General features: G+C 67.1%; 26 protein-coding genes. 16 read left to right on the forward strand and 10 right to left on the reverse strand.

Annotated features, from left to right (window positions below; genetic code table 11):
* Positions 1–17: 17 nt before the first annotated feature.
* A complete protein-coding gene (locus IPF36_RS21650) occupies positions 18–398 on the reverse strand; it encodes a hypothetical protein (protein ID WP_195430169.1) in 381 nt (126 codons plus the stop codon).
* A gap of 138 nt (positions 399–536) precedes the next feature.
* On the opposite strand from IPF36_RS21650, the gene IPF36_RS21655 reads away from it, so the two are divergent.
* The 3 genes from IPF36_RS21655 to IPF36_RS21665 are packed head-to-tail and all read left to right on the forward strand — an operon-like array spanning position 537 to position 4,029.
* The gene (locus IPF36_RS21655; protein ID WP_135703230.1) at positions 537–1,499 is read left to right on the forward strand and encodes a chromate resistance protein ChrB domain-containing protein; all 963 of its coding nucleotides are present in this window, start codon (positions 537–539) and stop codon (positions 1,497–1,499) included.
* Positions 1,500–1,535: 36 nt separating this feature from the next.
* Complete coding sequence (locus IPF36_RS21660) at positions 1,536–2,729, forward strand: chromate transporter (protein WP_135703979.1); 1,194 nt, start codon at positions 1,536–1,538, stop codon at positions 2,727–2,729.
* A gap of 37 nt (positions 2,730–2,766) precedes the next feature.
* On the forward strand, positions 2,767–4,029 hold the full coding sequence (locus tag IPF36_RS21665) for an MFS transporter (RefSeq protein WP_135703231.1): 1,263 nt from the start codon (positions 2,767–2,769) through the stop codon (positions 4,027–4,029).
* A 33-nt stretch (positions 4,030–4,062) separates the two neighbouring features.
* Here the strand turns inward: IPF36_RS21665 and IPF36_RS21670 are convergent, their stop codons facing one another.
* Together IPF36_RS21670 and IPF36_RS21675 are read right to left on the reverse strand one after the other, a co-directional pair.
* Positions 4,063–4,356 carry an EF-hand domain-containing protein gene (locus tag IPF36_RS21670; RefSeq protein ID WP_133095961.1) on the reverse strand — a complete coding sequence of 98 codons (294 nt, stop codon included), beginning with the start codon at positions 4,354–4,356 and terminating at the stop codon, positions 4,063–4,065.
* An 89-nt stretch (positions 4,357–4,445) separates the two neighbouring features.
* Positions 4,446–4,739 (reverse strand): hypothetical protein, encoded by a 294-nt coding sequence (locus IPF36_RS21675; RefSeq protein WP_135703233.1) that lies wholly within the window; start codon positions 4,737–4,739, stop codon positions 4,446–4,448.
* 254 nt (positions 4,740–4,993) lie between these two features.
* Between IPF36_RS21675 and IPF36_RS21680 the strand changes: the two genes are divergently transcribed.
* Positions 4,994–5,908: a sterol desaturase family protein gene (locus IPF36_RS21680; RefSeq protein ID WP_195430171.1), complete on the forward strand. Its 915-nt coding sequence runs from the start codon at positions 4,994–4,996 to the stop codon at positions 5,906–5,908.
* A 106-nt stretch (positions 5,909–6,014) separates the two neighbouring features.
* On the opposite strand, the gene IPF36_RS21685 is transcribed toward IPF36_RS21680, so the two are convergent.
* The gene (locus IPF36_RS21685; protein ID WP_195430437.1) at positions 6,015–6,236 is read right to left on the reverse strand and encodes a hypothetical protein; all 222 of its coding nucleotides are present in this window, start codon (positions 6,234–6,236) and stop codon (positions 6,015–6,017) included.
* Between the two features lie 117 nt (positions 6,237–6,353).
* On the opposite strand from IPF36_RS21685, the gene IPF36_RS21690 reads away from it, so the two are divergent.
* From IPF36_RS21690 to IPF36_RS21710, 6 genes are all read left to right on the forward strand, one after another.
* Positions 6,354–6,674 (forward strand): DUF2282 domain-containing protein, encoded by a 321-nt coding sequence (locus IPF36_RS21690; RefSeq protein ID WP_135703236.1) that lies wholly within the window; start codon positions 6,354–6,356, stop codon positions 6,672–6,674.
* A gap of 11 nt (positions 6,675–6,685) precedes the next feature.
* On the forward strand, positions 6,686–7,567 hold the full coding sequence (locus IPF36_RS21695; RefSeq protein WP_195430174.1) for a DUF692 domain-containing protein: 882 nt from the start codon (positions 6,686–6,688) through the stop codon (positions 7,565–7,567).
* Complete coding sequence (locus IPF36_RS21700; RefSeq protein ID WP_195430176.1) at positions 7,539–8,324, forward strand: DNA-binding domain-containing protein; 786 nt, start codon at positions 7,539–7,541, stop codon at positions 8,322–8,324. Before IPF36_RS21695 ends, IPF36_RS21700 begins: the two co-directional genes overlap by 29 nt.
* A 24-nt stretch (positions 8,325–8,348) precedes the next feature.
* Complete coding sequence (locus tag IPF36_RS21705) at positions 8,349–8,825, forward strand: DoxX family protein (protein ID WP_133095968.1); 477 nt, start codon at positions 8,349–8,351, stop codon at positions 8,823–8,825.
* A 48-nt stretch (positions 8,826–8,873) separates the two neighbouring features.
* Positions 8,874–9,092, forward strand: a complete 219-nt coding sequence (locus IPF36_RS34800; RefSeq protein WP_133095969.1) for a GDCCVxC domain-containing (seleno)protein — start codon at positions 8,874–8,876, stop codon at positions 9,090–9,092.
* A 140-nt stretch (positions 9,093–9,232) separates the two neighbouring features.
* On the forward strand, positions 9,233–10,078 hold the full coding sequence (locus tag IPF36_RS21710) for a cytochrome c (RefSeq protein WP_195430178.1): 846 nt from the start codon (positions 9,233–9,235) through the stop codon (positions 10,076–10,078).
* 283 nt (positions 10,079–10,361) lie between these two features.
* Here IPF36_RS21710 and IPF36_RS21715 read toward each other — a convergent pair whose 3' ends face one another.
* Positions 10,362–11,228 (reverse strand): LysR family transcriptional regulator, encoded by an 867-nt coding sequence (locus IPF36_RS21715; protein ID WP_135703240.1) that lies wholly within the window; start codon positions 11,226–11,228, stop codon positions 10,362–10,364.
* 149 nt (positions 11,229–11,377) lie between these two features.
* Here IPF36_RS21715 and IPF36_RS21720 point away from each other — a divergent pair, with 149 nt between their 5' ends.
* Together IPF36_RS21720 and IPF36_RS21725 are read left to right on the forward strand one after the other, a co-directional pair.
* The gene (locus IPF36_RS21720) at positions 11,378–12,691 is read left to right on the forward strand and encodes a DUF3422 family protein (protein ID WP_133095972.1); all 1,314 of its coding nucleotides are present in this window, start codon (positions 11,378–11,380) and stop codon (positions 12,689–12,691) included.
* Between the two features lie 40 nt (positions 12,692–12,731).
* The gene (locus tag IPF36_RS21725) at positions 12,732–12,908 is read left to right on the forward strand and encodes a hypothetical protein (protein ID WP_195430180.1); all 177 of its coding nucleotides are present in this window, start codon (positions 12,732–12,734) and stop codon (positions 12,906–12,908) included.
* Positions 12,909–12,997: 89 nt separating this feature from the next.
* On the opposite strand, the gene IPF36_RS21730 is transcribed toward IPF36_RS21725, so the two are convergent.
* Positions 12,998–15,286: a nitric-oxide reductase large subunit gene (locus IPF36_RS21730; protein WP_133095973.1), complete on the reverse strand. Its 2,289-nt coding sequence runs from the start codon at positions 15,284–15,286 to the stop codon at positions 12,998–13,000.
* A 38-nt stretch (positions 15,287–15,324) separates the two neighbouring features.
* Positions 15,325–16,053, reverse strand: a complete 729-nt coding sequence (gene ytfE, locus IPF36_RS21735) for an iron-sulfur cluster repair protein YtfE (RefSeq protein ID WP_195430182.1) — start codon at positions 16,051–16,053, stop codon at positions 15,325–15,327.
* 153 nt (positions 16,054–16,206) lie between these two features.
* Here ytfE and norR point away from each other — a divergent pair, with 153 nt between their 5' ends.
* The 3 genes from norR (at position 16,207) to IPF36_RS21750 (ending at position 20,183) form a co-directional block, all read left to right on the forward strand.
* Positions 16,207–17,763, forward strand: coding sequence for a nitric oxide reductase transcriptional regulator NorR (gene norR, locus IPF36_RS21740; protein ID WP_135703242.1), 1,557 nt, complete (start codon positions 16,207–16,209; stop codon positions 17,761–17,763).
* 161 nt (positions 17,764–17,924) lie between these two features.
* A complete protein-coding gene (locus IPF36_RS21745) occupies positions 17,925–18,377 on the forward strand; it encodes a polyhydroxyalkanoate granule-associated phasin (protein ID WP_240745844.1) in 453 nt (150 codons plus the stop codon).
* 192 nt (positions 18,378–18,569) lie between these two features.
* Positions 18,570–20,183 (forward strand): histidine kinase N-terminal 7TM domain-containing protein, encoded by a 1,614-nt coding sequence (locus tag IPF36_RS21750; RefSeq protein ID WP_195430201.1) that lies wholly within the window; start codon positions 18,570–18,572, stop codon positions 20,181–20,183.
* Positions 20,184–20,210: 27 nt separating this feature from the next.
* Here IPF36_RS21750 and IPF36_RS21755 read toward each other — a convergent pair whose 3' ends face one another.
* From IPF36_RS21755 to IPF36_RS21765, 3 genes are all read right to left on the reverse strand, one after another.
* Positions 20,211–20,681 (reverse strand): SCP2 domain-containing protein, encoded by a 471-nt coding sequence (locus IPF36_RS21755; RefSeq protein WP_135703244.1) that lies wholly within the window; start codon positions 20,679–20,681, stop codon positions 20,211–20,213.
* Entirely contained in the window at positions 20,678–21,619 is a 942-nt protein-coding gene (locus IPF36_RS21760) for a U32 family peptidase (protein ID WP_135703245.1), read from the reverse strand. Before IPF36_RS21760 ends, IPF36_RS21755 begins: the two co-directional genes overlap by 4 nt.
* A gap of 71 nt (positions 21,620–21,690) precedes the next feature.
* The gene (locus tag IPF36_RS21765; RefSeq protein WP_133096051.1) at positions 21,691–22,644 is read right to left on the reverse strand and encodes a peptidase U32 family protein; all 954 of its coding nucleotides are present in this window, start codon (positions 22,642–22,644) and stop codon (positions 21,691–21,693) included.
* Between the two features lie 377 nt (positions 22,645–23,021).
* Here IPF36_RS21765 and IPF36_RS21770 point away from each other — a divergent pair, with 377 nt between their 5' ends.
* The gene (locus tag IPF36_RS21770) at positions 23,022–24,197 is read left to right on the forward strand and encodes a nitronate monooxygenase family protein (protein ID WP_133095979.1); all 1,176 of its coding nucleotides are present in this window, start codon (positions 23,022–23,024) and stop codon (positions 24,195–24,197) included.
* Positions 24,198–24,265: the final 68 nt, after the last annotated feature.

A 24,265-nucleotide genomic window follows, 5' to 3' on the forward strand; every position in this document is an offset into this window, starting at 1 on the left:
AGATCAGTGCCCCGCCGTCAGGCGGGCGCGTGAGGGGGGCGTAAAGGTGGACTGCCGCGGGGATCAGGCATGCGGCCGCCGAGGAACAACGGTTTGGGCTGCGTCCGCTGCGCCAGCGACAGCGGCAGGCCCCCGGGCAGCGGCGCCTGGAAGTGCATGCCGTAGTCGAAGTCAAGCTGGTGCGACGCGGAAGCGGCGGAATCGTCGAACGTGATATCCCCGTCATCATCGTGGTGATGGGGGACATGATCGGCATGCGCCGCCATGTGGTCCACCAGGTCCACCAGGTCCACCAGGTCCACCGGGAACTCGGCGGAATGCGCGAGCTGCCGCTGCGCTGCGGCCAGTGCCTGCAGCGGCAGGATCAGCATCAGGAGGATGGCAATCACGCGCGACATGGGGCGGGATTTTACCTGACCTATCGCGTGCGGGCGCGGCCGGGGGTCCAGCTCATGTCTCAAATGTGGCTCAAGAGCGTTTTTTGTAGAGATATCTACATTGTTGAAATGCGAGTTATGGGCTTCTAACATGCGCTCATGACAGCGTTCTCCGACAACTGGGCCCTGCTGATCGTCACGCTACCAACCTCCGGCGCCACCGCCCGGATGCGGATCTGGCGCGCGATCAAGACCATTGGTTGCGCCGCCCTGCGTGACGGCGCCTATCTATTGCCCGCGGGCAACGTGCAGGTCGCCCAGTTGCGAGAGCTGGCCGACGAGGCGCGCCAGGAAGGCGGGCAAGCCTGGCTCCTGAATGTCCGGGCCGCCGATCCGGAGGAGGAGAGCGCTTTCCGGGCGTTGTTCGACCGCAGCCCCGACTATGCCGAACTGCAGGCGGCCCTGTCAGAGGCGCGCAAGTCGCTGTCCGATCAAAGCAGCGCCGAACTCAATCGCCTGCTGCGCCGTCACGGGCGTGCCTACGAAGCGATCCGCATGATCGACTTCTTCCCCGATGCGGCGTCGGCCCGCGCCGAAGCCCAATGGAATGACTTCAGCCGCGCCATCGAGACCATCCAGTCTCCGGGTGAGCCACAGGCCCTCGCGCACGCGATTGCTCGCCGGGATCCTGTCCAGTATCAAGGGCGGCTTTGGGCCACACGCCGCAACTTGTGGGTGGACCGCGTGGCAAGCGCCTGGCTGATCCAGCGCTTCATCGATCCCCACGCCCGCTTCCTGTGGCTGGAGAACCCCGCTGATTGCCCTGGCGATGCGCTGGGCTTCGATTTCGACGGCGCGACCTTCACGCATGTGGGCGAGCGCGTTTCATTCGAAGTGCTGCTGTCGAGCTTCGGCCTCGATTCCGACCGCGGGCTCAGCCGGCTAGGCGCCATGGTCCATGCGCTGGACATCGGCGGCATTGCGGTACCGGAAGCCAGCGGCTTCGAGGCCATGCTGGCCGGCGCACGCGCGCGCCTGAAGGATGATGACGCCCTGCTGGCGGAAATCGGCGCGGTGCTGGATTCGCTTTACGCACACTTTTCCACCAACAGGAAGCCCTGATAGCCAGCTTCCTTACAGGATCCCGTGATGAATCGCATGCAATCAGGCGGCATGGCCCCGCCGGACGCCGCGGAGCAGCCCGCCTATACCCTCTGGCAGCTCGTGCTCTATTTTCTTCGCCTGGGCACAACCGGCTTTGGCGGGCCGGTCGCGCTGGCCGGCTATATGCATCGCGACCTGGTGGAGCGGCGGGGCTGGATCAGCGATGGCGACTACAAGGAAGGGATGGCGCTGGCACAACTTGCGCCCGGCCCGATGGCGGCGCAACTGGCGATCTACCTGGGCTACGCCCACTATCGGATCCTCGGCGCCACGCTGACCGGCGTGGCCTTCGTGCTGCCGTCGTTCCTGATGGTGCTGGCGCTGGGTTGGGCCTATGTCAGCTTCGGCGGGCTGACCTGGATGCAATCGGTGTTCTATGGCGTAGGTGCCGCCGTCATCGGCATTATCGCCATCAGCGCCTATAAGCTGACCACGAAGAGCGTCGGCAAGGACAAGCTGCTGTGGGCAATCCACCTGGTGCTGGCTGCGGTGACCGTCGTCACCGAGTCCGAAATCGCCTGGCTGTTCCTGGCGGCGGGGGTGCTTGCCTGGTTCTGGCGCGCCCCGCCCAAATGGCTGCGCCAGAGTGGCGTCAATGCGCTCGCGGCAGTGCAGGTACCCGCCGCAAGCGGCCTGGCGAGCACGCTGGACTGGTCGCTACTGACCCAGATCGGCTTGTTCTTTGCCAAGGCAGGCGCCTTTGTCTTCGGCTCCGGACTCGCCATCGTGCCGTTCCTGTACGGCGGTGTCGTGACGGAGTACCAGTGGCTCAACGAAAAGCAGTTTGTCGATGCGGTGGCCGTGGCCATGATCACGCCCGGCCCGGTTGTCATCACGGTCGGCTTTATCGGATACCTGGTGGCGGGACTACCCGGCGCCTGCGTGGCGGCACTGGCGACGTTTCTGCCTTGCTATCTGTTCACCGTGCTGCCCGCTCCTTATTTCAAGAAGTACGGAAAATTGCCCGCCATCCTCGCCTTTGTCGATGGCGTCACGGCGGCCGCGGTTGGCGCCATCACGGGTGCAGTGCTGGTGCTGGCCAAGCGCTCGATCGTCGACGTTCCGACCATCCTGCTGTCCCTGGGAACGGTCGCATTGCTGCTGAAGTTCAGGAAGCTGCCCGAGCCCGTCATCATCACCGGCGCCGCGCTGATCGGCCTCGCGGTTTATCCTGTGCTGCACCACTGAAGGCGCATGCACATGCTCCGCTAAACCCAGGCTCGCCATGGCCCGGCACAATGGCCATCCCTCGAACGCCAGAAGCAGCTGGCTCGAACGCATCGCGCTGCCATCCGGTGTCCACGCCGACGCCATGCCGCTGCTTGCCGGCCGCGCGCTGCGTGGCATCTGCGATGGCTATGTTGCCGTGCTGTTGCCGTCCTACCTGCTGGCACTCGGCTTCGACTCGATGGCGGTCGGGCTCATCAGCAGCGCGACCCTGATCGGCTCCGCCCTCGCCACGATCCTGATCGGACTCGTCGGGCACCGCTACCCGCAACGCCGCCTGATGATGCTGGCGGCTGCCCTGATGTTTGCAACTGGCCTCGGCTTTGCGGGTTTCTCCACGCTGTGGCCGCTTCTGATGATCGCCTTCGTCGGCACGCTCAACCCCGGGTCCGGCGATGTCAGTATCTTCCTGCCGCTGGAACATGCGCGGCTGGCGGAATCGGCAACGCCCGACACCCGGACGGCGCTGTTCGCCCGCTACGGCCTGATCGGCGCATTCTCATCCGCCTTCGGGGCACTGGCGGCGGCGATACCGGCATGGCTGGCCGGGCAATCCCCGCTGTCGCTACTCGATGCGATGCGCCTGATGTTCGTTTTCTACGGGATCATTGGGTTGCTGCTGTGGCGTCTGTATGCGCGCGTGCATGCCGCTCAGCCTCATGGCGCTGCGACCGCGGCTAGAACACCACTGGGTCCTTCCCGTCCGATCGTGTTACGGCTGGCCATGTTGTTCAGCGTAGACGCGTTCGCTGGCGGGCTCGTCGTCAATTCGCTGCTGTCGCTGTGGCTGATGCAGCGTTTCGGCCTGAGTCCGGCCGCGACCGGCCAGTTCTTCTTCGTGGCGGGGGTGCTGACGACGTTCTCGCAACTCGCTGCGGTGCCGCTGGCGCGAAAGATCGGCCTGCTCAATACGATGGTGTTCACGCATATTCCGTCCAGCCTGTGCCTGATCGCAGCCGCCTTTGCACCCACGCTGGCGCTTAGCCTGGCACTGCTGCTGGCTCGCAGCGCGCTGTCGCAAATGGATGTGCCGACCCGGACGGCCTATGTGATGGCCGTTGTCACCCCGCCTGAACGGGCGGCCGCTGCAAGCCTGACCGCGGTGCCGCGCAGCCTGACCGCGGCACTCAGTCCTGCGCTCGCCGCCGCGTTGATGGCCTACGGCTTTACCAGCACGCCGCTGGTCGCCTGCGGCCTGCTGAAGATCGCCTACGACCTCGCCATGCTGCGCTCGTTCCGTCGCGTCAAGCCGCTCAACTGATCCAGCGGACCCGTAAACCGCGGGAGACCGGGATTACCGCGACATCATCATCTGCCCCATGAACGCCTCGATCTGCGGCAGCGTCACGTAGCCGGTCCGCTGCGCGTCGATCTGGTCGAAGTGCTTGGCGACCATCGGCATGCCGGCGGCCGCCTGCTCGCGCGTCAGCTTGCCGTCGTGCGTGGTATTTGCACTGGCGAAGCGGCCTTGCAGTTGCTGCATCGCACGCTCCACCCGGGGGTTGGCGGCAGCGGGCATGTCAGCGCTTTGCGCTAACGCACCGGCGGAAGCCAGGCACACGGCGGCTACTGCAATCATCTTCTTCATGGTGTTTCTCCGTTTGGCCGGCCTCTGCCGGCGTTGTGAACTCAGGTTCGCGGATACGCATACCGCACCCGCGCAGTGGCCCGGGAATATCACCGCACCAGGTAGACCGGGCGGGATGCGACGTAGACGGTACGCGGCAGCGGCGTGGCTTTCACGACTACCGTCGGCAGCGGCGCCGAGGCCACGACCACCTTGGGTGCAGGCTTGACCACCACCTTGGGCGGCGGCGCAACCACCACCGCCGGCGGACGGACATACACGCTGGCCGGGGCGACCACCACCGTCGAGGCGAAGGCCTGGCTGCTTGCCAGCAGGACCAGCGTACCGGCGGCAGCGCCAAGGAAGCGGGGAATGCGGAGGTATTTGGAGAAGCGCGAGGTCATCACAAGTCCTTCAGGTTCGGTTTCAGCCGGCCGGTGCAGCGCGGCAACGGACCGAACTATAGGTCGGGGCCTGGCGAATTTCGACGCGGAAAACATGTCGCGGTGTTACACGACGGCAGCCCCGTCAGGCATGACATGCGCCGACATATTTCCCACATGGCGCCGGCAGCGATCGGCCACTACATTTGCCTCACCGACGCAGCAATGCCGCTCCCCGCAAAGCAAGGCGTCACCACTCACCCCACAGGACGATCATGCACAGCCTCCACAAGATCACCCTTCTCGCCACAGTCTTCGTCGTGGCGATCTCACTGGTCGAAGCCTTCTTCCTGGCGCGCAGGACTCGCCAGCAAGGCAAGGCCTACCCCTGGCACGAAATGGGACTGTCGCTGGCCGACATGGCCGGACGCAAGCTGATGGCACTGCTGCCGCTGTCCCTGGCCACGCCGATCTTCGCGCTCGCCTGGCAACACCGGATCTTCACCGTTGAGATCAACAGCGCGCTGGCCGTGCTGCTGCTCTTCCTCGGACAAGAGTTCTGCTACTACTGGTACCACCGCGCCTCGCACCGCATCCGCTTCTTCTGGGCGACGCACGCGGTGCACCACTCGCCGAACGAACTGACGCTGGGCACCGCCTATCGCCTCGGCTGGACCGGCAAGATCCTCGGCGCGTCGATGTTCTTTGCCCCGCTGGTCTGGCTTGGTGTTCGTCCGGAGGTCGTGCTGTCCACGCTGAGCCTGAACCTGCTGTACCAGTTCTGGCTGCACACCACCTGGATTTCCAAGCTGGGCTGGTTCGAAAAAGTGTTCAACACCCCGTCGTCGCACCGCGTGCACCATGCCTCGAACGTGGATTACCTGGATGCCAACTACGGCGGCGTGCTGATCATCTTTGACCGCCTGTTCGGCACCTACGTGGAAGAACGTGAAGACGAACCGTGCCGCTACGGCCTGGTCCACCGCACCACCACGCACAACCCGTTCGTCAACCAGTTCGAACACTGGATCGGCCTGGGCAAGGACATGATCAACGCCGGCAGCCTGCTGAATGCGCTCGGTTACCTGCTGATGCCTCCGGGCTGGGCACCGGACGGGAAGGGTCAGACGACGGAGGTCCTGCGGCAGCAGCAAGCCATGGAGCGCGCGGTGCCGGTCAGTGCGAGGTAACAGGCAGGATGGAGGAGATGAAGCGGGCAGCGCAGGCTGCCCGCTTTTTTTGTTCTTCGACGAGTTCCGCCGAGATCGGCCGCCCATCGCTGATCGGGCAGCAGGCTCACCTGCTGGGCGCGCTGGTCGCGTCGACGTATTTGCTGGTCAAGCGACGCCCAATCAGGCCGCCGCCAGCGACGAACACCAGCGCCACACCGAGATTCCAAAGCAGGATCATCGCGCTGGCATCCAGGGGATGAATGACTGAAAGGACCGCTGCCGTCATCGCGGCTACCGCGAGCGCCGCGGACATTGCCTGGGACGACATACCCACATTCTGCTTCACTGGAAATCGCCTGTCGCGCATCTTGAAATTTTCAGGGATGCGTAACCTTTGGTCGCCTCAGACCGAATTTCCTGACACGGCTCGGATCCGGGGCCGCAACCTTCAGGAGATTGCAACATGAACAAGCATGCATTGGCAGCCTCGACCTTGTCGTCCGCGCTGGGCCTCGCGCTTGCCATGATCGCCGTGCCCGCGCAGGCGCAAGCCACGAAGGACATGAGTGCGATGCCGCAGGTCGTCAAGGACAACATGGCGAGGATGGAAAAAGGCAAGCTGGAAAAGTGCTACGGCATCAATGCTGTCGCCAGGAACGACTGCGCGGAGGGTGTCCATTCCTGCGCTGGACAAGCCACCCAGGCGCGTGATGCCAAGTCGTTCGTGCTGCTTCCCGCGGGCGATTGCAGCAAAATCCAGGGCGGCAAGCTGAAAGCCTCCTGAGGCCGGCGACCATGGCTGCCCTCCATCAACACGGGCCGGGCCTGATCCCGCTGCGCGCCGGGGTCGGGCTGCGTTTCCGGCATCACCAGGCGGTGCTGGAGGAGCACCCTCCGATTGCGTGGTTTGAGGTGCATACGGAAAACTACATGGGCGGTGGCCGCGCGCCACGTTGCCTGGAGGCCATCCGCTCCGACTATCCGCTCTCGCTGCACGGCGTGGGCCTGTCCCTTGGCAGTGCCGAGGGGCTCGACCCGGCCCATCTGGCGCGCGTGTGCCAGATGGTTGAGAGGCTGGAACCCGGCCTGGTATCGGAACATCTTTCCTGGAGCATCGCGGGGGGCAAGTACCTTGCCGACCTGCTGCCGCTGCCGATGACCGAAGAGGCCCTGGCGGTGGTATGCCGGCATGTCGACCAAGTCCAGGGCGCTTTGCGACGCAGCATCCTGCTCGAGAATCCGTCTACCTACTTCCAGTTCCGTCATTCGACCATTCCGGAGTGGGAGTTCCTCGCCGAAGTGGCGCGGCACACCGGGTGCGGCATCCTGTGTGACGTCAATAATATCTTTGTCAGCGCTAGCAATCATGGATGGGATGCCATGACATACCTGCGCGCGCTGTCGCCGGCCGCCATCGGCGAAATCCACCTGGCCGGCCACAGCATGCTGCAACTCGGACAGGGACAGGTCGTGTGCATCGACGACCACGGCTCGCGGGTGGTGCCACCGGTGTGGGCGTTGTATGAGGCGGCGCTTGGGTTGTTCGGGCCAGTGCCGACGCTGATCGAATGGGATACGGATGTGCCGCCGCTCGACGTGCTGAGGGATGAGGCGCGTATTGCAGAGGCAGCCTTGGAGAGACAGCGGCATGCAATCCGATCTGCCATCGCTGCTTGATCTGCAGCACGCGTTCGCCAACGCGTTGAGGAATGCTGGCGACGGTCGCGCCTCGTCATCCGTGACCGCTGGCGCGCTTGCGCCGCAGGATCGGGTTGGCATCTACCGGAACACGTCCACCGCCACGCTGGTGGCCGCGCTGCGCCTGTCATATCCGGCGGTGCAGGCCCTGGTGGGGCCGGAGTTCTTCGAAGGCGCGGCCCGGCTGTTCATCGAAGCAGAGCCCCCGCGCAGCGCATGGCTGGATGCATATGGCGAGGGGTACCCCGTTTTCCTGGCGCGCCTGCCCGAGGCCGCAGCAATCCCTTACGTGCCGGACGTCGCCCGCCTTGACTGGGCCGTGAATTCGGTGTTGCACGCGCCGGATGCCATGCCGCTTGACCTGGGCCGTTTGGCGGAACTGGACATGGCCGTGGCCGGCGAGATCTGTTTTGTGGCACACCCTGCGGTGCGCCTCGTGCAAGCCGATTCTCCTGTCGACGTCATCTGGCGGGCGGTGCTGATGCGCGACGACCGGGCGCTGGGGCTTGTCGACCTTGCATCGGGCCCGGTCAGCCTGCTGGTGCGCCGGGCATCCGCCGGCATCGACGTCGACCGGATCCATGCCTGGCAATGGCAATTCGCAGGGGCCTTGCTGGCCGGCGCTCCACTGCACATCGCACTTGGCGCTGCCTCGCCGGCTGACGCTCACGCGTGGCTGGCCACCCTGCTGTGCGCTGGCTGTTTCACCGGATTCGGCCGCGCGCCATGCGCCTGATCTGACTATCGCGGAGCGTTCGGCATGACACATATCACGCACTCAGCCCGGTCCTCGTTCACGCTCGGCGCGCATTTCCGGCGCGCGGTGGGCTGGCTGGATCGAATTCCGTACTCGGCTCTCGCCGTCCCACTGCGCGTCGCGGTGGCCACTGTCTTCTGGCATTCGGCCATGGCCAAGCTGGCGAACCTGGAGACGGCTTTCGAGCTTTTCCGCGAAGAATACCGGCTGCCGTTGCTGCCACCCGAAGTGGCTGTCTACCTGGCCGTGTCCGTCGAGCTGACCGCGCCAGTGCTGCTGCTCCTCGGCCTGGCAACCCGGCTCGCAGCACTGGTACTGTTGTGCATGACGGCAGTGATACAGCTCTTCGTCTATCCACAGGCATGGCCGACGCATATCCAGTGGGGAGCGATGCTGTTGGTATTGCTGGCGCGGGGTGCGGGGACCCTTTCGGCCGATTGGCTGATCCGGCGGCATGCCATGTGCACTGGGGAGCAATGACCCGCGTGGACCGCTTGGTGATGTGCAGTTTCTTGCAAGGGAGGGGCGATGCGAGACGTCATCCTGGAATCCGTTCTGACTTGTCCGCATTGCGGTTGGGCACAGCAGGAGACGATGCCGACGGATGCCTGCGTGTTCTTCTATGAGTGTGCAAACTGCAAGACGCTGCTGAAGCCCGCTCCTGGTGACTGCTGCGTGTTCTGCTCGTTCGGGACAGTCAGGTGTCCGCCGGCGCAGCAAGGACACTGCTGTGAAGGAAAGTTCTGATGTGAAACGTCTGCCGCAGAACGCGACGAGGATGAGGTCGTCCGTCGGATCATCCCCTTCACGGATATCTGTGATGAACCCTTTCTTTATTACACTGAACGTTCGGCTCAACACGTTACCCCGCTTCCGGAGATACACCCATGAAGGCCTGGATTGCAAAGGCAGTTGGAGCGCTTGGCTGTGCCATGGCCTTGCTTGCGGGTCCGGCGAGCGGCGCCGAGCCGGCCACGCTGGTCATTTCGGCTGGTATGCAGCAATGCAGCTGGACGGCCGATGCGCTGCTAAAGGACCGTCGGCTCACCAACGTGACGGTCGACGATGACAACCTGAAACGCCGCCTGACATTCAAGGCGATCCCGATGGCCTCCCTGTTGCGCGGCATGTCTGCGGAAGCCGGCGCGACTGCCACGACAGCGGCCAGCGATGGCTATGTCTCTCACCTGCCGCTGCGTATGCTGCTGGCCGATAGCGCCGACGAGCCGCGGGCCTGGCTGGCCGTGGAAAATCCTGCACGGCCGTGGCCGAAGCTCAAGGGCCAGGGCATCGGCCCGTTTCGGCTGATCTGGACGCTGCCGTCGGGGGGCGCCGCATCCGTGGTCAATGAAAGCCACTGGACCTACAACATCGCGCGCATCGATATCACCGCATCGCCCGCGGAGCGCTTTGCGGCCATCCGCCCTGCCTCCGACCAGCCGGCCGATGGCCCGGTCATGCGCGGCTTCGCGACCTTCCAGCGGGTCTGCTTCTCATGCCACTCGCTGAACAAGGTGGGCGATGCCCACCTCGGCCCGGATCTCAATGTGCCGCACAGCGCGGTGGAGTACATGGGCGACGACAAACTGGCCAGCCTGATCCGCGACCCGCAGTCACTACGCTGGTGGCCGGGCGCGCGCATGCCGGCCATCGACGAAAGGACGCTATCGGATGCCGACCTGAAGGACCTGCTGGCGTACCTGCATCATATGGCCGGGCGCAAGGGCTCCTGAGGCCAGGGTTGCGTCAGGTCTTCTCCGGCATGGCCGACGAATGATGGCTTGTGATCAGCCATTGCGAACCGCCAGGCAAGCAATGCAGGTCAGCTTCATGGCTAGCTCCCTGGATTTTATGGTGAGAGCCAGAATGCACGCAATGCGGTATGGACTATCCCGCCGGGGTTAGCCATGTCTGCATCGTGCCGGCGCAGTGGGGACAAAAGCGGGGATAAAAGCGGCGACAAGCCACGCGACAAAGCGCCCCATTTAAGCGCCGCCATAATACAGGCGACCGGTGCTAAGCCTGCGCGGCCCCTGCCCGAAGGTCCGTCATGATCTGCTCGGCAAGGAAATCGCAAGGCGGCCGCTTGGACTTTGCGCTTCGGGCAAGGATAAGCTCGAGCGGCGGCAGGTCGGGCAGCCCATGGGCCTGGCCAAGCACGGCCAGTTGTGGCGGGATCGCGCATCGGGCCAACGCCGCGACGGCCAGGCCAGCCTCGACCATGCTGAGCAAACCCAGCAGGCTTGGGCTCTCGTACGACGTTCGATGCGCAATCCGTGCTCGATCCAGGCTGCGGATCGCGTTCTCGCGCGCCACGCTACCCGGCATGAACACGGCGATGGGCAACGGCCTGTCCTCCCACACTTGCGGCCCGTTCGTCATGGCGGCCCATGCCATCGGCTCGTAACGGATGAAGTCGCCCGACAAGCCCTTCACGCGTGTGCCGCAGACAAGGTCGACGGTGCCGTCCTTGACCAGTGGCGCGAGCGCGCTGCTGGGCAGGCCGACTACCTGGATCTGCACTTTCGGGTACGTCGTCGAGAACTTCTTCAACACCGATGGCAGCAGCGATGATGCGTAGTCGTCGGGCACCCCGATCGCTACCTTGCCCGTCACCTCCGGCCGTACCACGGCGGCCCAGGCTTCGTCGTGCAGGGCCAGCATCCGCCGGGCGAAGCCCAGCAGCACTTCACCCTCGTGCGTAAGCACGATGCTGCGGGGCCGCCGCACGAACAGGGGCCGGCCCAGCGCTTCCTCGAGTGCCTTGATTTGCATGCTGACGGCGGACTGCGAACGGTTCACCGCCTCGGCGGCGCGCGTCATGTTGCCGGTCTCGGCGACGGCGACTACCGTAGCCAGGACATCGTGGTCAAGCATCTTCATAGCTATCAGGAAAACTGAATACAACAATCAATATTATGCGTTTTTCTTCTTGAAAACGGCGTGCGATATTTGGCAACAACAAACAAAAACGTGGACCGCAACCTTGCACCACGTCTTGACCGCGGGATTTCGGTATCCGCCTTCCGAGCATGGACAACAAAGCCGCTTCGCTACTCGTCGACCACCCGCTACGCGCCTCCCTCGTCGCTGAATTGCACGCCCGCCCCTTTCTCCGGCTCAGCGGCAGCGTGTCACTGACCCACTATGCGATCTATTCGGACGAGGATCCTGCGATCCACGAGTATCTCGTTCGTACCTTGTGCGAACAGACCGGCATGGCGCTGCCCACGGACGGGGTCACGCACCACGCCGTGCAATCGCCCTTCGGCTGGCACTTGAAATGGGAGCGGCACACCGAGTTCTCCACCTTCACGTTCGTCAGTCCGCGCGACGACACGGACTACTTCAATGACCTCGCCATCCATGGGGTTCCGGCGGATTGGCTGAGCCTGCTGGCGGGCAAGCGCTTTCATGCGGTCCGGATGGAATTGCTGTCGGGAAACGCCGCGGCCGCAGTCAGCGCGGACTTGCGCCACTGGCTCGACGGGCCGGTTCTCGTCGGCAGCGATGTCCTGGGCGGCGGCAAGGTCTACTGCGACTGGAATGTGCGGGCCGACGGCTATATGCGCATCCTTGCGATCGACGAGGACTTCCGCGAGGAACAGGGCGGCAGGCTGCTGCAGCGGCTCTACGAGATCGAGACGTATCGCATGATGGCGTTGCTGGCGTTGCCGGTCGCACGCAGCCTTGGCCGGGAACTCGACGACATTCACGCGTCGCTCCAGCAACTGATGCGGGCCATGGACGCCCGTCGCGCCGGCGACGACGATGCGGAACTGCTGGACAGGCTCACCGAACTGGCCGTGCGCGTGGAATCGCTGTCCGGGCACAGCGGACGCTTCAGCGCGTCGCGTGCGTATGAGCGAATCGTGCTGGCGCGGATCCAGGAGCTGCGGGAACAGCGGATCGAAGGCATGCCGACGATCTCGGAATTCATGGAGCGGCGTTTCGGACCCGCCATGGAGACGTGCCGCAGCGTCTGGTCACGCCACGAACAGATCGCGGCACGGGTCGCACGTGCCGTCGACCTGCTCCGCACCCGCGTCAACCTGACCCAGGAGCGTGACGTCACCCGGCTGCTGGCCGGACTGGACCGTACCGCGCGGAACCAGCTGCATCTGCAGCATGCCGTCGAGGGGCTGTCAGTGGCCGCGATCTCGTATTACGTACTGTCCATCGCCGCAGCGGGGTTGAAGGCGCTGCATGTCGTGAAACTGCCAGTCGACCCCGAGTTGGCCGAAGGCTTGCTGATCCTGCCCGTGGTGCTGATCGTGTTCGGCATCATCAAACGCAGCCGGACCCAGAAATCCCACGATGGCGTTGCCCAGGCAAGCCGCGCCTGAAACGTAGTCGACCTGAAGCGCTTATTACCGAGAAACGCATATGAACGCCACCACGAGCATTGACCCGTCTCCCATATCGTTGCCTGCGGCAACCCGGCAAGCGCCGCAGCCCGGGCCGCATTGGGTGAGCCAGCAGAAAACACCCACGGAAGTGCTGACGGACAACTCGAACGACCGGCCAGACGTCGCGACGATCGCGATTCTTGGCTACAACTGACGCAAGAAAACGCCCGCCCGGAAACCGGGCGGGCAAGTACTGCCTCTCCTTACCTCTTACTGCGTCGATTTCACCTTCCGTCGCGCGCTTCAGCGCGCCGCCGCCTTCATCCTCACAGCCACCGCATCCGCCGCGGCCGGGGTACGGTTAGCCAGCCCCAGCACCACCTGCCAGGCAAACGACACCGCGCCGACGATAAACACCACGTCGCCGAACGTGCGCACCCAGCGCAGCGTCTGCAGGATAGGCTGCTGCATGAACTCCTCGCTGCGCGAGTACCACGTGCCATGCTCGACGCTGGCCAGGAACTGGATGATGCCGACGGGCAGCAGGCTGGTGCCGATCATCAGTACCAGGCCGGCGTTCAGGCCCCAGAAGGCGGTCTTCATCAGCGCCGGGCTCAGCCGGTACGCCGGCCGCACGTAGCGCAGCACCAGCAGCGTGAAGCCCAGTGCCAGGAAGCCATAGACCCCGAACAGCGCCGCATGGGCGTGGACCGGCGTGGTGTTCTGGCCCTGGATGTAGTACAGCGCGATCGGCGGGTTGATCATGAAGCCGAATACGCCGGCGCCCAGCATGTTCCAGAACGCCACCGCGACGAAGCACATTAGCGGCCACTTCAGGTCCGCCATCCACGGCGCGCGCTGCTTCAGGCTCCAGTTCTCCCAGGCCTCATGGCCCAGCACGATCAGCGGCACCACTTCCAGCGCGCTGAACGCGGCGCCGACCGCCATCACCGGCGTGGTGGTGCCGGCAAAGTACAGGTGGTGGAAGGTGCCGGGGATGCCGCCGAGCATGAACAGCGATGCCGAGGCCAGGCTGGCCGCGGTCGCCATCGGGCGCGACACCAGCCCCAGCGTGGCGAAGATAAAGGCCAGCGCGGTGGTGGCGAAGACCTCGAAGAAGCCTTCCACCCACAGGTGCACCACCCACCAGCGCCAGTACTCCATCACCGTCAGGCTGGTGCGCTCGCCGTAGGCCAGGCCCGCGCCGTAGAACAGGCCGATCGCCACCACCGACGAGGTCAGCAGCGCCAGCAGGTTGCGGTCGGTGCCGCGCGCGCGCAGCGCCGGCAGGATGCCGCGCATCATCAGCACGAGCCAGATCAGGATGCCGGCGAACTTGCCGATCTGCCACAGCCGGCCCAGGTCGACATATTCATAGCCCTGGTGGCCCAGCCAGAAGTTCAGGTGCGGCGGCAGCTTCTGCGCAATCGCCAGGTAGTTGCCCGCAAACGAGCCCACCACCACGACCACCAGCGCCCAGAACAGGACATCGACGCCGAGCCGCTGGAACTTCGGGTCCTTGCCGCCGTTGATCAGCGGCGCCAGGAACAGGCCAGCGGCCAGGAAGCCCGTGGCGATCCAGAACAACGCGCTCTGGATATGCCAGGTGCGCACCAGCGCGTACGGGAACCACTGCGATACGTCGATGCCATAGAACTTCTGCCCCTCGACGGTGTAGTGCGCGGTAAAGCCGCCCAGGAACACCTGGAACACGAACAGCGCCACCACCAGGAACAGGTACTTGCCCAGCGCGCGCTGCGACGGGGTCAGCGCCACCGACAACAGCGGGTCGCGCGCGGGCGCCTGCGGCGGCGTCTCTTCCTTGCCGCGCAGGAAGGCCCACGCCCACACCAGGAAGCCCACGCCGGCCAGCAGCACCACCACGCTGATCACCGACCACACCACGTTTTCGCTGGTCGGCTTGTTGCCGATCAGCGGCTCATGCGGCCAGTTGTTGGTGTAGGTGGCTTCATGCCCGGGACGCGCGGTCGAGGCGACCCATGCGGTCCAGAAGAAGAACTGTGTCAGCTGCTGGCGCCGCTCGGCGCTGGGCAGCGTGTTCTCCTTCATGGCGTAGTGATCGCGCGTGGTGTGCAGTGCCGGCGCGTCGGAGAAGAGCTGGTCGTAGTAGGCCGCGGTGTTGGCGATGGCCTGCGCGCGGCGCTTCGACACGGTCAGCACGTTGGTGGCCGGATCGGTGGCGTTGCCGCGGTATTCCGTGCGCAACTGCTCGCGCAGCGCGGCCTGTTCGGGCGCGGCCAGCTTGGCGTACGGACGGCCGTACGTGTCCTGCGCCGCCAGTTCGAGCCACGCGGTCAGTTCGCGGTGCAGCCAGTCGGCGGTCCAGTCCGGCGCCTGGTAGGCGCCATGGCCCCAGATCGAGCCGAGCTGCATGCCGCCCACCGACTGCCAGGCGGTCTGGCCGTCCAGGATCTCGTCGCCAGTGAACAGGGTGCGGCCTTCGGCCGTGACCACCTTGGCCGGCATTGGCGGGGCCTGCCGGTATACCTCGACGCCGTAGTAGCCGAGCAGGGAGAAAGTGACCGCCAGCACGGCGATCAGCATGAACCAGAGTCTGCGGTAGGAACCCATGATGCGAAGTCGTTTGGTTGTGATGGCTGGTGCGCGGCTCAGGCGTGGCCCGCGCAGCCGCAACCGGTGGCTGGCACGGTGGCGGCCACCGTGGCGGCCACTGCGGCGTTCTCGAACAGCACGTTGTTTTCCAGGTGGATGTGTTCCATCAGGTCTTCGCGCAGCGCGCGCAGGCCCAGGTAAAGCGCGCGCCAGGTATTGCAGGCCGCGCGCGGCAGCGTGATGTCGTTGGTCAGGTCGGCTACCCGCTGCAGCGCCACGCCATGGTCGTCATGCTCCATGCGCATCACCGCGATCGGGCGGCCGGCGGCGGCCTGCATGCCGCGCGTCAGCATCGGGAACAGCACCTGCTCTTCCTTCTGCATATGGGTTTCCAGCTCGCCGAGCATGCCGGCCAGGTGGTCGGCCAGGCCGACCGGGCAATCCGGCCGGTCGCCGTGGACCTGCTCGACCCGGCTTGCGAGCCGGATCAGTTCGGGCAACTGCTCGCGGTGACGAGCGTGGAAGCGCGTCAAAATATGGTCGATCAGCACGGCCGGCGTCGCGGTGTTCCAGTCCTGTCCGGCGGGTGCGGCGTCGTCGTGCAGGGCATGCAGCCGCGCTTCGATGCTGTCGATGGCGGCGGCATCGAGGCCTTTTTCGAGCGCGGCATCGCGCAGGGTCTGCTTGCCCCCGCAGCAGAAGTCGAGCGCGTAGTCATGGAAGATGCGCGTCGCGCCGGGGATGCGGCGGGCCAGCTGGCCGAGCGATTGGTCCTGGTAGGTCATGAGGTGCTCCTGTGTGGGAAGTTGCGTCCGCATGACATGACGCGAGGAGCGTGCCTGAAAAAAACCATTCCAGATCAAAGGGTTGTCACACGGATGGTTCTAAATACCCTAGACTGTTCGTGGTACTAATCACCCCAACTGGTGTTTTTCACCATGACGACTTCCGCGATCGTTCCCGAGCTGCTGGCCGACCTGGTGGCCGACCTGCCCCACGCCGTGCGCCTGCAGCGCCTGGTCAGCGGCCTGCGGGCGCATTTCCGCTGCGGCGCCGTGGCGCTGCTGCGGCTGGAAGAAGACCACCTGCGCCCGATGGCGGTGGATGGCCTGGTCGGCGACGCGCTGGGCCGGCGCTTCGCCGTCGGCCTGCATCCGCGCCTGGCGGCAATCCTGGCGCGGCGCGACGTGACCTGTTTCCATCACGACAGCGTGCTGCCAGACCCGTACGACGGCCTGATCGACGAGCACGTGGGCGAGCCGCTGCCGGTGCATGACTGCATGGGCACCAGCCTGGAGGTCGAAGGGCAGCCATGGGGTGTGCTCACGCTCGATGCGCTCGCCGTGGGCACCTTCGACGCCGCCGCGCAGGCCGAGCTGCAGCGGCTCACCGTGGTGGTCGAGGCGGCGATCCGCACCACCCGGCTCGAGGCCGAGATCCTGGCGCTGCAGGTGGCACGGGGCAAGCCCGTTGCCGACGAAGGCACGGCCGGCGCCGGCGACATCACCGGCGAGATCGTCGGCCAGAGTCCGGCCATCGCCAACCTGCTGCACGAGCTGGAGGTGGTTGCCGATACCGAGCTGCCGGTGCTGCTGCTGGGCGAGACCGGCGTCGGCAAGGAGCTGTTCGCGCACCGGCTGCACCGTCAGTCGCGCCGGCGCGCGCAGCCGCTGGTGCACGTCAACTGCGCGGCGCTGCCCGAGTCGCTGGCCGAGAGCGAGCTGTTCGGCCACGCCCGCGGCGCCTTTTCCGGCGCCACCGGCGAACGCCCGGGCCGCTTCGAGGCCGCCGACGGCGGCACGCTGTTCCTCGATGAAGTGGGCGAGCTGCCGCTGTCGATCCAGGCCAAGCTGCTGCGCACGCTGCAGAACGGCGAGATCCAGCGGCTGGGCTCGGACCGGCCGCGCCGCGTCAACGTGCGCGTGATCGCCGCCACCAACCGCAACCTGCGCGAGCATGTGCGCGACGGCTCGTTCCGCGCCGACCTGTACCACCGGCTGTCGGTCTACCCGATCCCGATCCCGCCGCTGCGCGAGCGCGGCAACGATGTGCTGCTGCTGGCCGGGCGCTTCCTGGAACTGAACCGCGCCCGCCTGGGCCTGCGCAGCCTGCGCCTGGCGCCGGCGGCGCAGGATGCGCTGCGGCGCTATCGCTGGCCCGGCAACGTGCGCGAGCTCGAGCACGTGCTCAGCCGCGCCGCGCTGCGCGCGGTCAGCCGGGGCGCCGGCCGCAACGACATCGTCACGCTGGAAACGGAGCTGCTCGACCTGGACGGACTCGATGCGCCTCCGCCAGCGCTGGCGGAGGCGACATGCGCCTCACTGCCAGCGATCGTCCCCGGCACCAGCCTGCGCGAGGCCGTCGACCAGACCCAGCGCGCGTGCATCGAACAGGCACTGCAGGCCCACGGCGGCAACTGGGCGCAGGCGGCGCGGCAGCTCGGCGTCGATGCCAGCAACCTGCACAAGCTGGCCAGGCGCCTGGGCTGCAAGTAAGTTGGCAAGTGAGGAGGCAAATGAGGGCGCGGGCGGCATTGGGATGGCAAAGGTCGCCTGGCCTGCCTAAGCTAGTCAGGCGTCGTTTGCAGTGCAGCATGCATGTGGTGCCCTCACCACCCTGCGGTGGCGCGCCCTGTGGACCCGTACCGGAGATGCCCATGATGATGACCGCAACGCAAGCCTTCTGGCCTGCCTGGCCCGCCTGGCCCTTCCCTGCCGTCTTCACGGCAGGCTTTGCCAGCCTGCAGCAGTTCCAGTCCATCCAGGCAGACCTGGCCGAGAACTGGCGCCGCATGGCCGAGCTGAACCTGGAATTTGCCAGCAACATGGCCGAGGAACTGCGCTTCGACGCCGTGGGCATGCTGGTGGAACAGGACCCCGAGACCCTGTACGCGCGCGAGATCGCCTGCGAGCTGCCGCTGCTGGGCGGGCCGCTGCACTATGCCTCGGCCATGCTGGAACTGTTGGCCCGCGCCCAGCAGAAGTGGATCGATGGCTGGGGCCACCTGTTCATGCAGGGCCCGCTGACTGACTGGACCGCGGGCGCGAAGGCCGTCACCGACATTCCCTCCTGGCTGATCCGCGAGACACCGCGTCCGAGCGCGAGCTGAACCGGCACGAGCGCCGTGGCGTTGCGCGCCGGGTGGCTCGCGCCTGGCCGCGGCCAATTTTTTTCCTGCGCGGCTTGCCATGACAACGCGCGCGCACCGGTATCATGCAGATCATGACACCCCGATTCGCCATCCCCGCCGTCCCGGCTGGCGGATCTCCACACAGGACTGGTTCAGGACGCGCCCCGGTTCATGCCCTCATATCCACTGGTCCTGCTGCTCACCGTCGCCGTCGTCTGCTGCATCGGCATGGCCATAGCCACCTGGCCCCGGCGCGACGACCCCACCGTCCAGGCGTTCCTGGTGCTGGCCTTCGGCGCGGTGGTCTGGAGCGGCGGACGCCTGCTTGAGATCAGTTCGACCGACCTGCCCGGGCGCATCCTGTGGGCCAAGATCCAGTACATCGGCATCGTCGCGGTGCCGATCGGCTGGCTGGTGGCGATGGTGCACCTGAGCCGCCCGCGCTACGTGGTGCCATGGTCGCGGCTGTGGCTGCCGGTGATGGCGGCAGTGGTGACAGTAGTGCTGGTCTTCACCAATGAGCGGCACCACCTGGTCTGGACGCGCATTACGCTGATGCCGCCCGGGGTCGCGCCCGGCGCGGTGTTCGAACATGGCGCGGGCTACGTCGTGGCGGCCTTCTGGTCTTACTCGCTGCTGGCGCTGAGCTGGTTTTTCCTGATCACGGCCGAAGTGCCCAACGACGCCCTGTCGCGCCGCGGCCGCGTCATCCTGGCCGGCGGCCTGGCGCTGCCGCTGATTGCCCATGTGGCTTACCTGAACCGCTGGACCGGCCCGCTGGGCGGCGACCTGACCCCGGCCACGTTTTCGCTGATGGCGGTACTGGTGTGGTTCTGCGCGCTGCGCACGCACCTCGACGATATCGGCCACTACGCCCGGCTGCGCGTGTTCGACGCGCTGCGCGAGGGCTGTGTGATCGTCGACGCCAAGGGCGCGGTGGTGGAATTCAACCCCGCCGCGGCCCAGCTGTGGCCGCAGTTGCACCGCGGCAGCGCGGTGCCGGCAGGATGGGAGACGGCACTGGAATCGGCGCCGGGATCGGCTCAGGGACCGGCTCAGGGATCGGCTCAGGCTGCGCCCGGCCTTGCGCCCGCCACGCCGTTCGTGCCGCCGGGTGCCCCGTTCGAGCTGGCTGTCGAACGCGTCGAGCGCCTGGACGGCAGGCAGATCGGCAGCCTGGTGTTCATGCGCGACATCAGCCGCTTCCAGTCGCGCGAGCTGGCGCTGACCGCGCGCCTCGGCCAGACCGAGGAGCAGCTGTGGCAGGTGCAGGCCGACCTCGACGTCGACGCGCTCACCGGCATCCCCAACCGGCGCTACTTCCAGCGCGAGTCGCTCGCCGCCGTGACCCGCGCGCATGAGCGCGGCCAGCCGCTGGGGCTGCTGATCCTGGATGTCGACCTGTTCAAGCAGTACAACGACCTGCACGGCCACCTGGCGGGCGACGACTGCCTGCGCCAGATCGCCTGCGCGCTGGCCGGCACGGTAACGGGCGAGCAGTTCTGCGCGCGGCTGGGCGGCGAGGAATTCGCGGCGGTGCTGCCCGGCGCATCGCGCGAAGAGACTCGCGACGTGGCGCGCCGCATGGTCGCCGCGGTGCGCGAGCTTGGCATCGCGCACCGCGGCACGCCGGTGCAGCCCGTGGTGACGATCAGCGTGGGCGCGGTCTGCGCCGTGCCCGAGTCGCCGCGGCTGGAGCCGCTGCTGCACCGCGCCGACAGCGCGATGTACCGCGCCAAGCGCGCGGGCCGCAACCGGTACATGGTGGATGGCGAAGCGGCCTGACCAGCCGTGGCCAGAACATGGCGCCGGCTAACCCGCGCGTACCGTCAGCGCGCCCTGCAGCGCCACCAGCCGCGCCGCCGCCTGGCTGACCCACGCCGGCCGCGGCGCCGCATCGAGCCAGTACTTGACCTCGAGCCCGAGCGCGGTGTCGCCGCTGATCACCAGCTTGCGCTGGAAGAACAGCGTGTCGGTGTCGGCCTCGCCGCCGAGCAGCCGCAGGTAGTCGACCGCGGCGGCGCGCAGCGTCAGCGCGGGTTCGCCGCTGCCGGCACCGGCGGTGCGGAAGCACCCGCCTTCGCAGCGGAACGGCACTTCCAGCCCCAGGTCCTGCACCGTCAGCAGGAATACATGGCCTTCCAGCGCGGCCGGCGGCTCCAGCCAGCCGGCGCGCCGCGCCAGTTCCAGCGCTGCCACCAGCGGCAGCGCGCGCGCCCGCGCCGGCATGCGCCGGTGCACGCCGGCCATCAGCTTGTGCAATGGGCTTGTGTTCGCATTCATGCCCGTGCCTCCCACGCAATGCCGGCGCCGCCGTGCCAGTAGCCGTTGCAGGGCTGCGCCCCCGCCGGGGCGATGCCGCTGGGCGCCGGCGCGCGCTCGCCCGCGCGGATCGCCGCCAGTTGTTGCACCACCTCCAGCGTGCCGGTCGAGTGCGGGCTGACGCGCAGCATGTCCACGCCCATCGCGGCCATGGCGAGCGCCTCGGCGCACAGGTCGAGGCAGGTCGCGCTCTGGGTCTGCACGCCGTTGAGCGTGAAGAACGCCTGGCCTTCGCCGGTGGCGGCGACCAGGCCGTCGGGGTAGTCCATGCAGCGGAATTCGCAGCTGTCCTTGCGCAGCCGATGGTGGCGCGCAGTGAAGCAGCGCGCCGAGAACGCCAGCGGCATGCGGCCCCAGACAAAGGTTTCGACGCCAACGCCACCCGGCCGCGCCGCGGCCAGCGCGGCCAGCGTGCGGCCGTCCATTTCCACCGGCACGACGCAGCCGGCCGCGCCCAGCCCGGACAGCCACGCCAGCGTGTCGGCGTGGTAGACGTTCAGGTGCGGGCCGGCGATGAAAGGCCGCCCGCCCATGCAGCGCACCGCGCCAAGGTCATTGGCCTCGACCAGGTAGTCGTGCTGCTCGCAGGCGCGGCGCATCCAGGCGATGTCGGTATCGGACTCCACCAGCACCGGGGTGGACAACACCACCTCCTTGCCGGCATCGCGCAGCATCTGCGCAATCTCCAGCCACTGCGCGTGGCGCAGTTCGTGGCGCCGCGTGCAGACGGTCTCGCCGAGGTAGACGCGGTCCACCGGGGCATCGGCGACGGCGGCGTAGAACTGCAGCACGCGCTCGCGCGGCCAGTAGTACAGCAGCGGGCCGAGGGCGATGCCGAATTGCGGTGCAGTATGTTGCGAGACAGCTCGAGGCGCGGTCGCCGTGGCGGTATCGGGCATGGCAGGTTCCATCGTGGCAAGGGTGGCGGGGGGATCGACGGGGCGATTTAGGCTGGTCGCGTCCATCCGCGTCACCGCCATGGCCGGTCGTAGGCGCCCTGGGTCACCTGGTCGCCCTCGGCATGGCGGCCCAGCGTGGCCTGCCACTCCTGGCGCGGCGCAAAGCGTGCGGGATCGCCGCAGGCGTCGTCGATGGCGGCGCGCAGCACGCCGACCACATCGGCGACGTAGCGCGGGCTGCGCTGCCGGCCTTCGATCTTGATCGCAGCGATGCCCATGCCGACCAGCGCCGGCAGCAGGGACAGCGCATTGAGGCTGGTGGGCTCTTCCAGCACGTAGCCGCGCTCGCCCTCCACCTCGAAGCGGCCCTTGCACAAGGTCGGATAGCCGGCCGGCTCGCCGGGCGCGTAGCTGTCGATCAGGATGCCTGACAGGCGCGCCTGCATGGTGCCGTCCTGCTCGGTCCAGCGCACCGCGTGCGCGGGCGAGCAGACCCCCTTGTTGTTGGGCGAGTCCCCGGTCGCGTACGACGACAGCAGGCAGCGCCCTTCGGCCATCACGCACAGGCTGCCGAAGCCGAATACTTCCAGCTCGACGCTGGTCTGCCGCGCCAGCTTGCCGATCTGCGCCAGCGACAGCACGCGCGGCAGCACCACGCGGCGGATATTGAAGCGCTCGCGCATCAGCTCGATGGCATCGGCATGCGTGGCCGAGCCCTGCACCGACAGGTGCAGGCGCAGCCGCGGATGGCGCTCGCAGGCGTAGCCCATCAGGCCGGCGTCGGCCATGATGACCGCGTCGGCACCCAGTTCCGCCGCGGCGTCGACGGCGCGGTGCCACTGCGGCACCGCACCCATCTGCGCGAAGGTGTTGATCGCGAACAGCACTTCGGCGCCGCGGGCGTGGGCTTCGGCGACGCCGGTGCGGATGTCGGCCTCGGTAAAGTTCAGGCCGCCGAAGTTGCGCGCATTGGTGGCATCGCGCAGGCCCAGGTAGACCGCGTCGGCGCCGTGCTGCAGCGCCATGCGCAGCGCCGCCAGCGAGCCGGCGGGCGCAACCAGCTGGGGCCGGCGTGGCGCGCAGGCAGGCGCGACGGTGGCCGCATCCGGGCCAGTAGAGGCAGTTGTCATGGTGTGGGAAAACAGGACAAAAAACAGGACAAAGACAGCGGCCGATGCTAGCCACGCGCTGGCGCAAGGGGCTTGATCGCGCGCAAACCCGCACCAACGGCACATGGCTGGCGCCGGCGTATGCCGGTCGGCGTAGGCCGATGGCAGGCAGCGCCCGTGGGCTTGACCTGCGGCAAACGCAGGGGCTTTCCGCTGTGCCACGCTTCGCCAGTCACCCCCCGCGCCAGGCCGGCTGCCGGCCACACGCGATTCACCTTCCGGAGATCCCTTTTATGAACGAACACTGGCTGAAGCTGGCCGGCCGCCGCCTGTTGCCCATCGTGCAGGGCGGCATGGGCATCGGCATCTCGGCGCACCGGCTTGCCGGCGCAGTGGCACGCGAGAACGGCGTGGGCACCATCGCCAGCATCGACCTGCGCCACCACCATCCCGACCTGATGGCGCGCACCCGCGGCGTGCGCGACAAGGCGGGCATCGAAGCCGCCAACCTCGAGGCGCTCGACCGCGAGATCCGCGCCGCGCGCACGCTGTCGGAAGGCCGCGGGCTGATCGCGGTCAACGTGATGAAGGCGGTGGGCTCGCATGCCTCGCTGGTGCGCCAGGCGTGCGAAAGCGGCGCCGATGCCATCGTGATGGGCGCAGGGCTGCCGCTGGACCTGCCCGAGCTGGCCGCCGGCCACCCCGGGGTGGCGCTGATCCCGATCCTGTCGGAATCCCGCGGCATCGGCCTGGTGCTGCGCCGCTGGATGAAGAAGGGCCGCCTGCCCGATGCCATCGTGGTCGAGCACCCGGCCCATGCCGGCGGCCACCTTGGCGCCGCCACCATCCAGGACCTGTCCGAGCCGCGCTTTTCGTTCTCGCGCGTGCTGGCCGAGTGCCGCGACCTGTTCCAGTCGCTGGGGCTGGCATGGGACAGCATCCCGCTGATTCTCGCCGGCGGCATCGACAGCCATGCCAAGGTGCGCCACTGGCTCAACGAGGGCGCCGCCGCGGTGCAGCTCGGCACCGCCTTTGCCGTCACCGAGGAATGCGATGCGCATCCGGCCTTCAAGCAGGTGCTGGCCACGGCGCGGCCCGAGACGCTGCGCGAGTTCACCAGCGTGGCCGGCCTGCCGGCGCGCGCGGTGCTGACGCCGTGGCTGTCGCGCTACCTGTCGAGCGAAGCCAGGCTGCAGCGCCGCGCCAAGGTACGAGAGTGCCTGGAAGGGTTCGATTGCCTGCAATCGTGCGGCCTGCGCGACGGCATTGCGCGCATCGGCCAGTTCTGCATCGACCTCAAGCTCGCGCAGGCGGTACGTGGCGACGTGGAACGCGGGCTGTTCTTCCGCGGCAGGGGCGCGCTGCCGTTCGGCGAGGCGATCCGCCCGGTGGCCGAGCTGATCCACTACCTGATGACAGGGGAAAAGCCAGCGGCGCTGGCTTCTGCCAAGGTGGCCGCTACGGCCTGAGCCTGCGTGCCGCGTCCGGATCCCCGGCACGCGGCACCGGACGTGCCTGACGTGCCTGACGTGCCGAC

The sequence above is a fragment of the Cupriavidus sp. IK-TO18 genome (genome assembly GCF_015549295.1).
In the GTDB taxonomy this organism is placed as follows: Bacteria; Pseudomonadota; Gammaproteobacteria; order Burkholderiales; family Burkholderiaceae; genus Cupriavidus; species Cupriavidus oxalaticus_A.

Excerpts from the sequence above, each read along its gene's own strand:
- IPF36_RS21650 (WP_195430169.1), bottom strand. The coding sequence starts at position 398 with ATGTCGCGCGTGATTGCCATCCTCCTGATGCTGATCCTGCCGCTGCAG.
- IPF36_RS21655 (WP_135703230.1), top strand. The coding sequence starts at position 537 with ATGACAGCGTTCTCCGACAACTGGGCCCTGCTGATCGTCACGCTACCA.
- IPF36_RS21660 (WP_135703979.1), top strand. The coding sequence starts at position 1,536 with ATGCAATCAGGCGGCATGGCCCCGCCGGACGCCGCGGAGCAGCCCGCC.
- IPF36_RS21665 (WP_135703231.1), top strand. The coding sequence starts at position 2,767 with ATGGCCCGGCACAATGGCCATCCCTCGAACGCCAGAAGCAGCTGGCTC.
- IPF36_RS21670 (WP_133095961.1), bottom strand. The coding sequence starts at position 4,356 with ATGAAGAAGATGATTGCAGTAGCCGCCGTGTGCCTGGCTTCCGCCGGT.
- IPF36_RS21675 (WP_135703233.1), bottom strand. The coding sequence starts at position 4,739 with ATGACCTCGCGCTTCTCCAAATACCTCCGCATTCCCCGCTTCCTTGGC.
- IPF36_RS21680 (WP_195430171.1), top strand. The coding sequence starts at position 4,994 with ATGCACAGCCTCCACAAGATCACCCTTCTCGCCACAGTCTTCGTCGTG.
- IPF36_RS21690 (WP_135703236.1), top strand. The coding sequence starts at position 6,354 with ATGAACAAGCATGCATTGGCAGCCTCGACCTTGTCGTCCGCGCTGGGC.
- IPF36_RS21695 (WP_195430174.1), top strand. The coding sequence starts at position 6,686 with ATGGCTGCCCTCCATCAACACGGGCCGGGCCTGATCCCGCTGCGCGCC.
- IPF36_RS21700 (WP_195430176.1), top strand. The coding sequence starts at position 7,539 with ATGCAATCCGATCTGCCATCGCTGCTTGATCTGCAGCACGCGTTCGCC.
- IPF36_RS21705 (WP_133095968.1), top strand. The coding sequence starts at position 8,349 with ATGACACATATCACGCACTCAGCCCGGTCCTCGTTCACGCTCGGCGCG.
- IPF36_RS34800 (WP_133095969.1), top strand. The coding sequence starts at position 8,874 with ATGCGAGACGTCATCCTGGAATCCGTTCTGACTTGTCCGCATTGCGGT.
- IPF36_RS21710 (WP_195430178.1), top strand. The coding sequence starts at position 9,233 with ATGAAGGCCTGGATTGCAAAGGCAGTTGGAGCGCTTGGCTGTGCCATG.
- IPF36_RS21715 (WP_135703240.1), bottom strand. The coding sequence starts at position 11,228 with ATGAAGATGCTTGACCACGATGTCCTGGCTACGGTAGTCGCCGTCGCC.
- IPF36_RS21720 (WP_133095972.1), top strand. The coding sequence starts at position 11,378 with ATGGACAACAAAGCCGCTTCGCTACTCGTCGACCACCCGCTACGCGCC.
- IPF36_RS21725 (WP_195430180.1), top strand. The coding sequence starts at position 12,732 with ATGAACGCCACCACGAGCATTGACCCGTCTCCCATATCGTTGCCTGCG.
- IPF36_RS21730 (WP_133095973.1), bottom strand. The coding sequence starts at position 15,286 with ATGGGTTCCTACCGCAGACTCTGGTTCATGCTGATCGCCGTGCTGGCG.
- ytfE (WP_195430182.1), bottom strand. The coding sequence starts at position 16,053 with ATGACCTACCAGGACCAATCGCTCGGCCAGCTGGCCCGCCGCATCCCC.
- norR (WP_135703242.1), top strand. The coding sequence starts at position 16,207 with ATGACGACTTCCGCGATCGTTCCCGAGCTGCTGGCCGACCTGGTGGCC.
- IPF36_RS21745 (WP_240745844.1), top strand. The coding sequence starts at position 17,925 with ATGATGATGACCGCAACGCAAGCCTTCTGGCCTGCCTGGCCCGCCTGG.
- IPF36_RS21750 (WP_195430201.1), top strand. The coding sequence starts at position 18,570 with ATGCCCTCATATCCACTGGTCCTGCTGCTCACCGTCGCCGTCGTCTGC.
- IPF36_RS21755 (WP_135703244.1), bottom strand. The coding sequence starts at position 20,681 with ATGAATGCGAACACAAGCCCATTGCACAAGCTGATGGCCGGCGTGCAC.
- IPF36_RS21760 (WP_135703245.1), bottom strand. The coding sequence starts at position 21,619 with ATGCCCGATACCGCCACGGCGACCGCGCCTCGAGCTGTCTCGCAACAT.
- IPF36_RS21765 (WP_133096051.1), bottom strand. The coding sequence starts at position 22,644 with ATGGCGCTGCAGCACGGCGCCGACGCGGTCTACCTGGGCCTGCGCGAT.
- IPF36_RS21770 (WP_133095979.1), top strand. The coding sequence starts at position 23,022 with ATGAACGAACACTGGCTGAAGCTGGCCGGCCGCCGCCTGTTGCCCATC.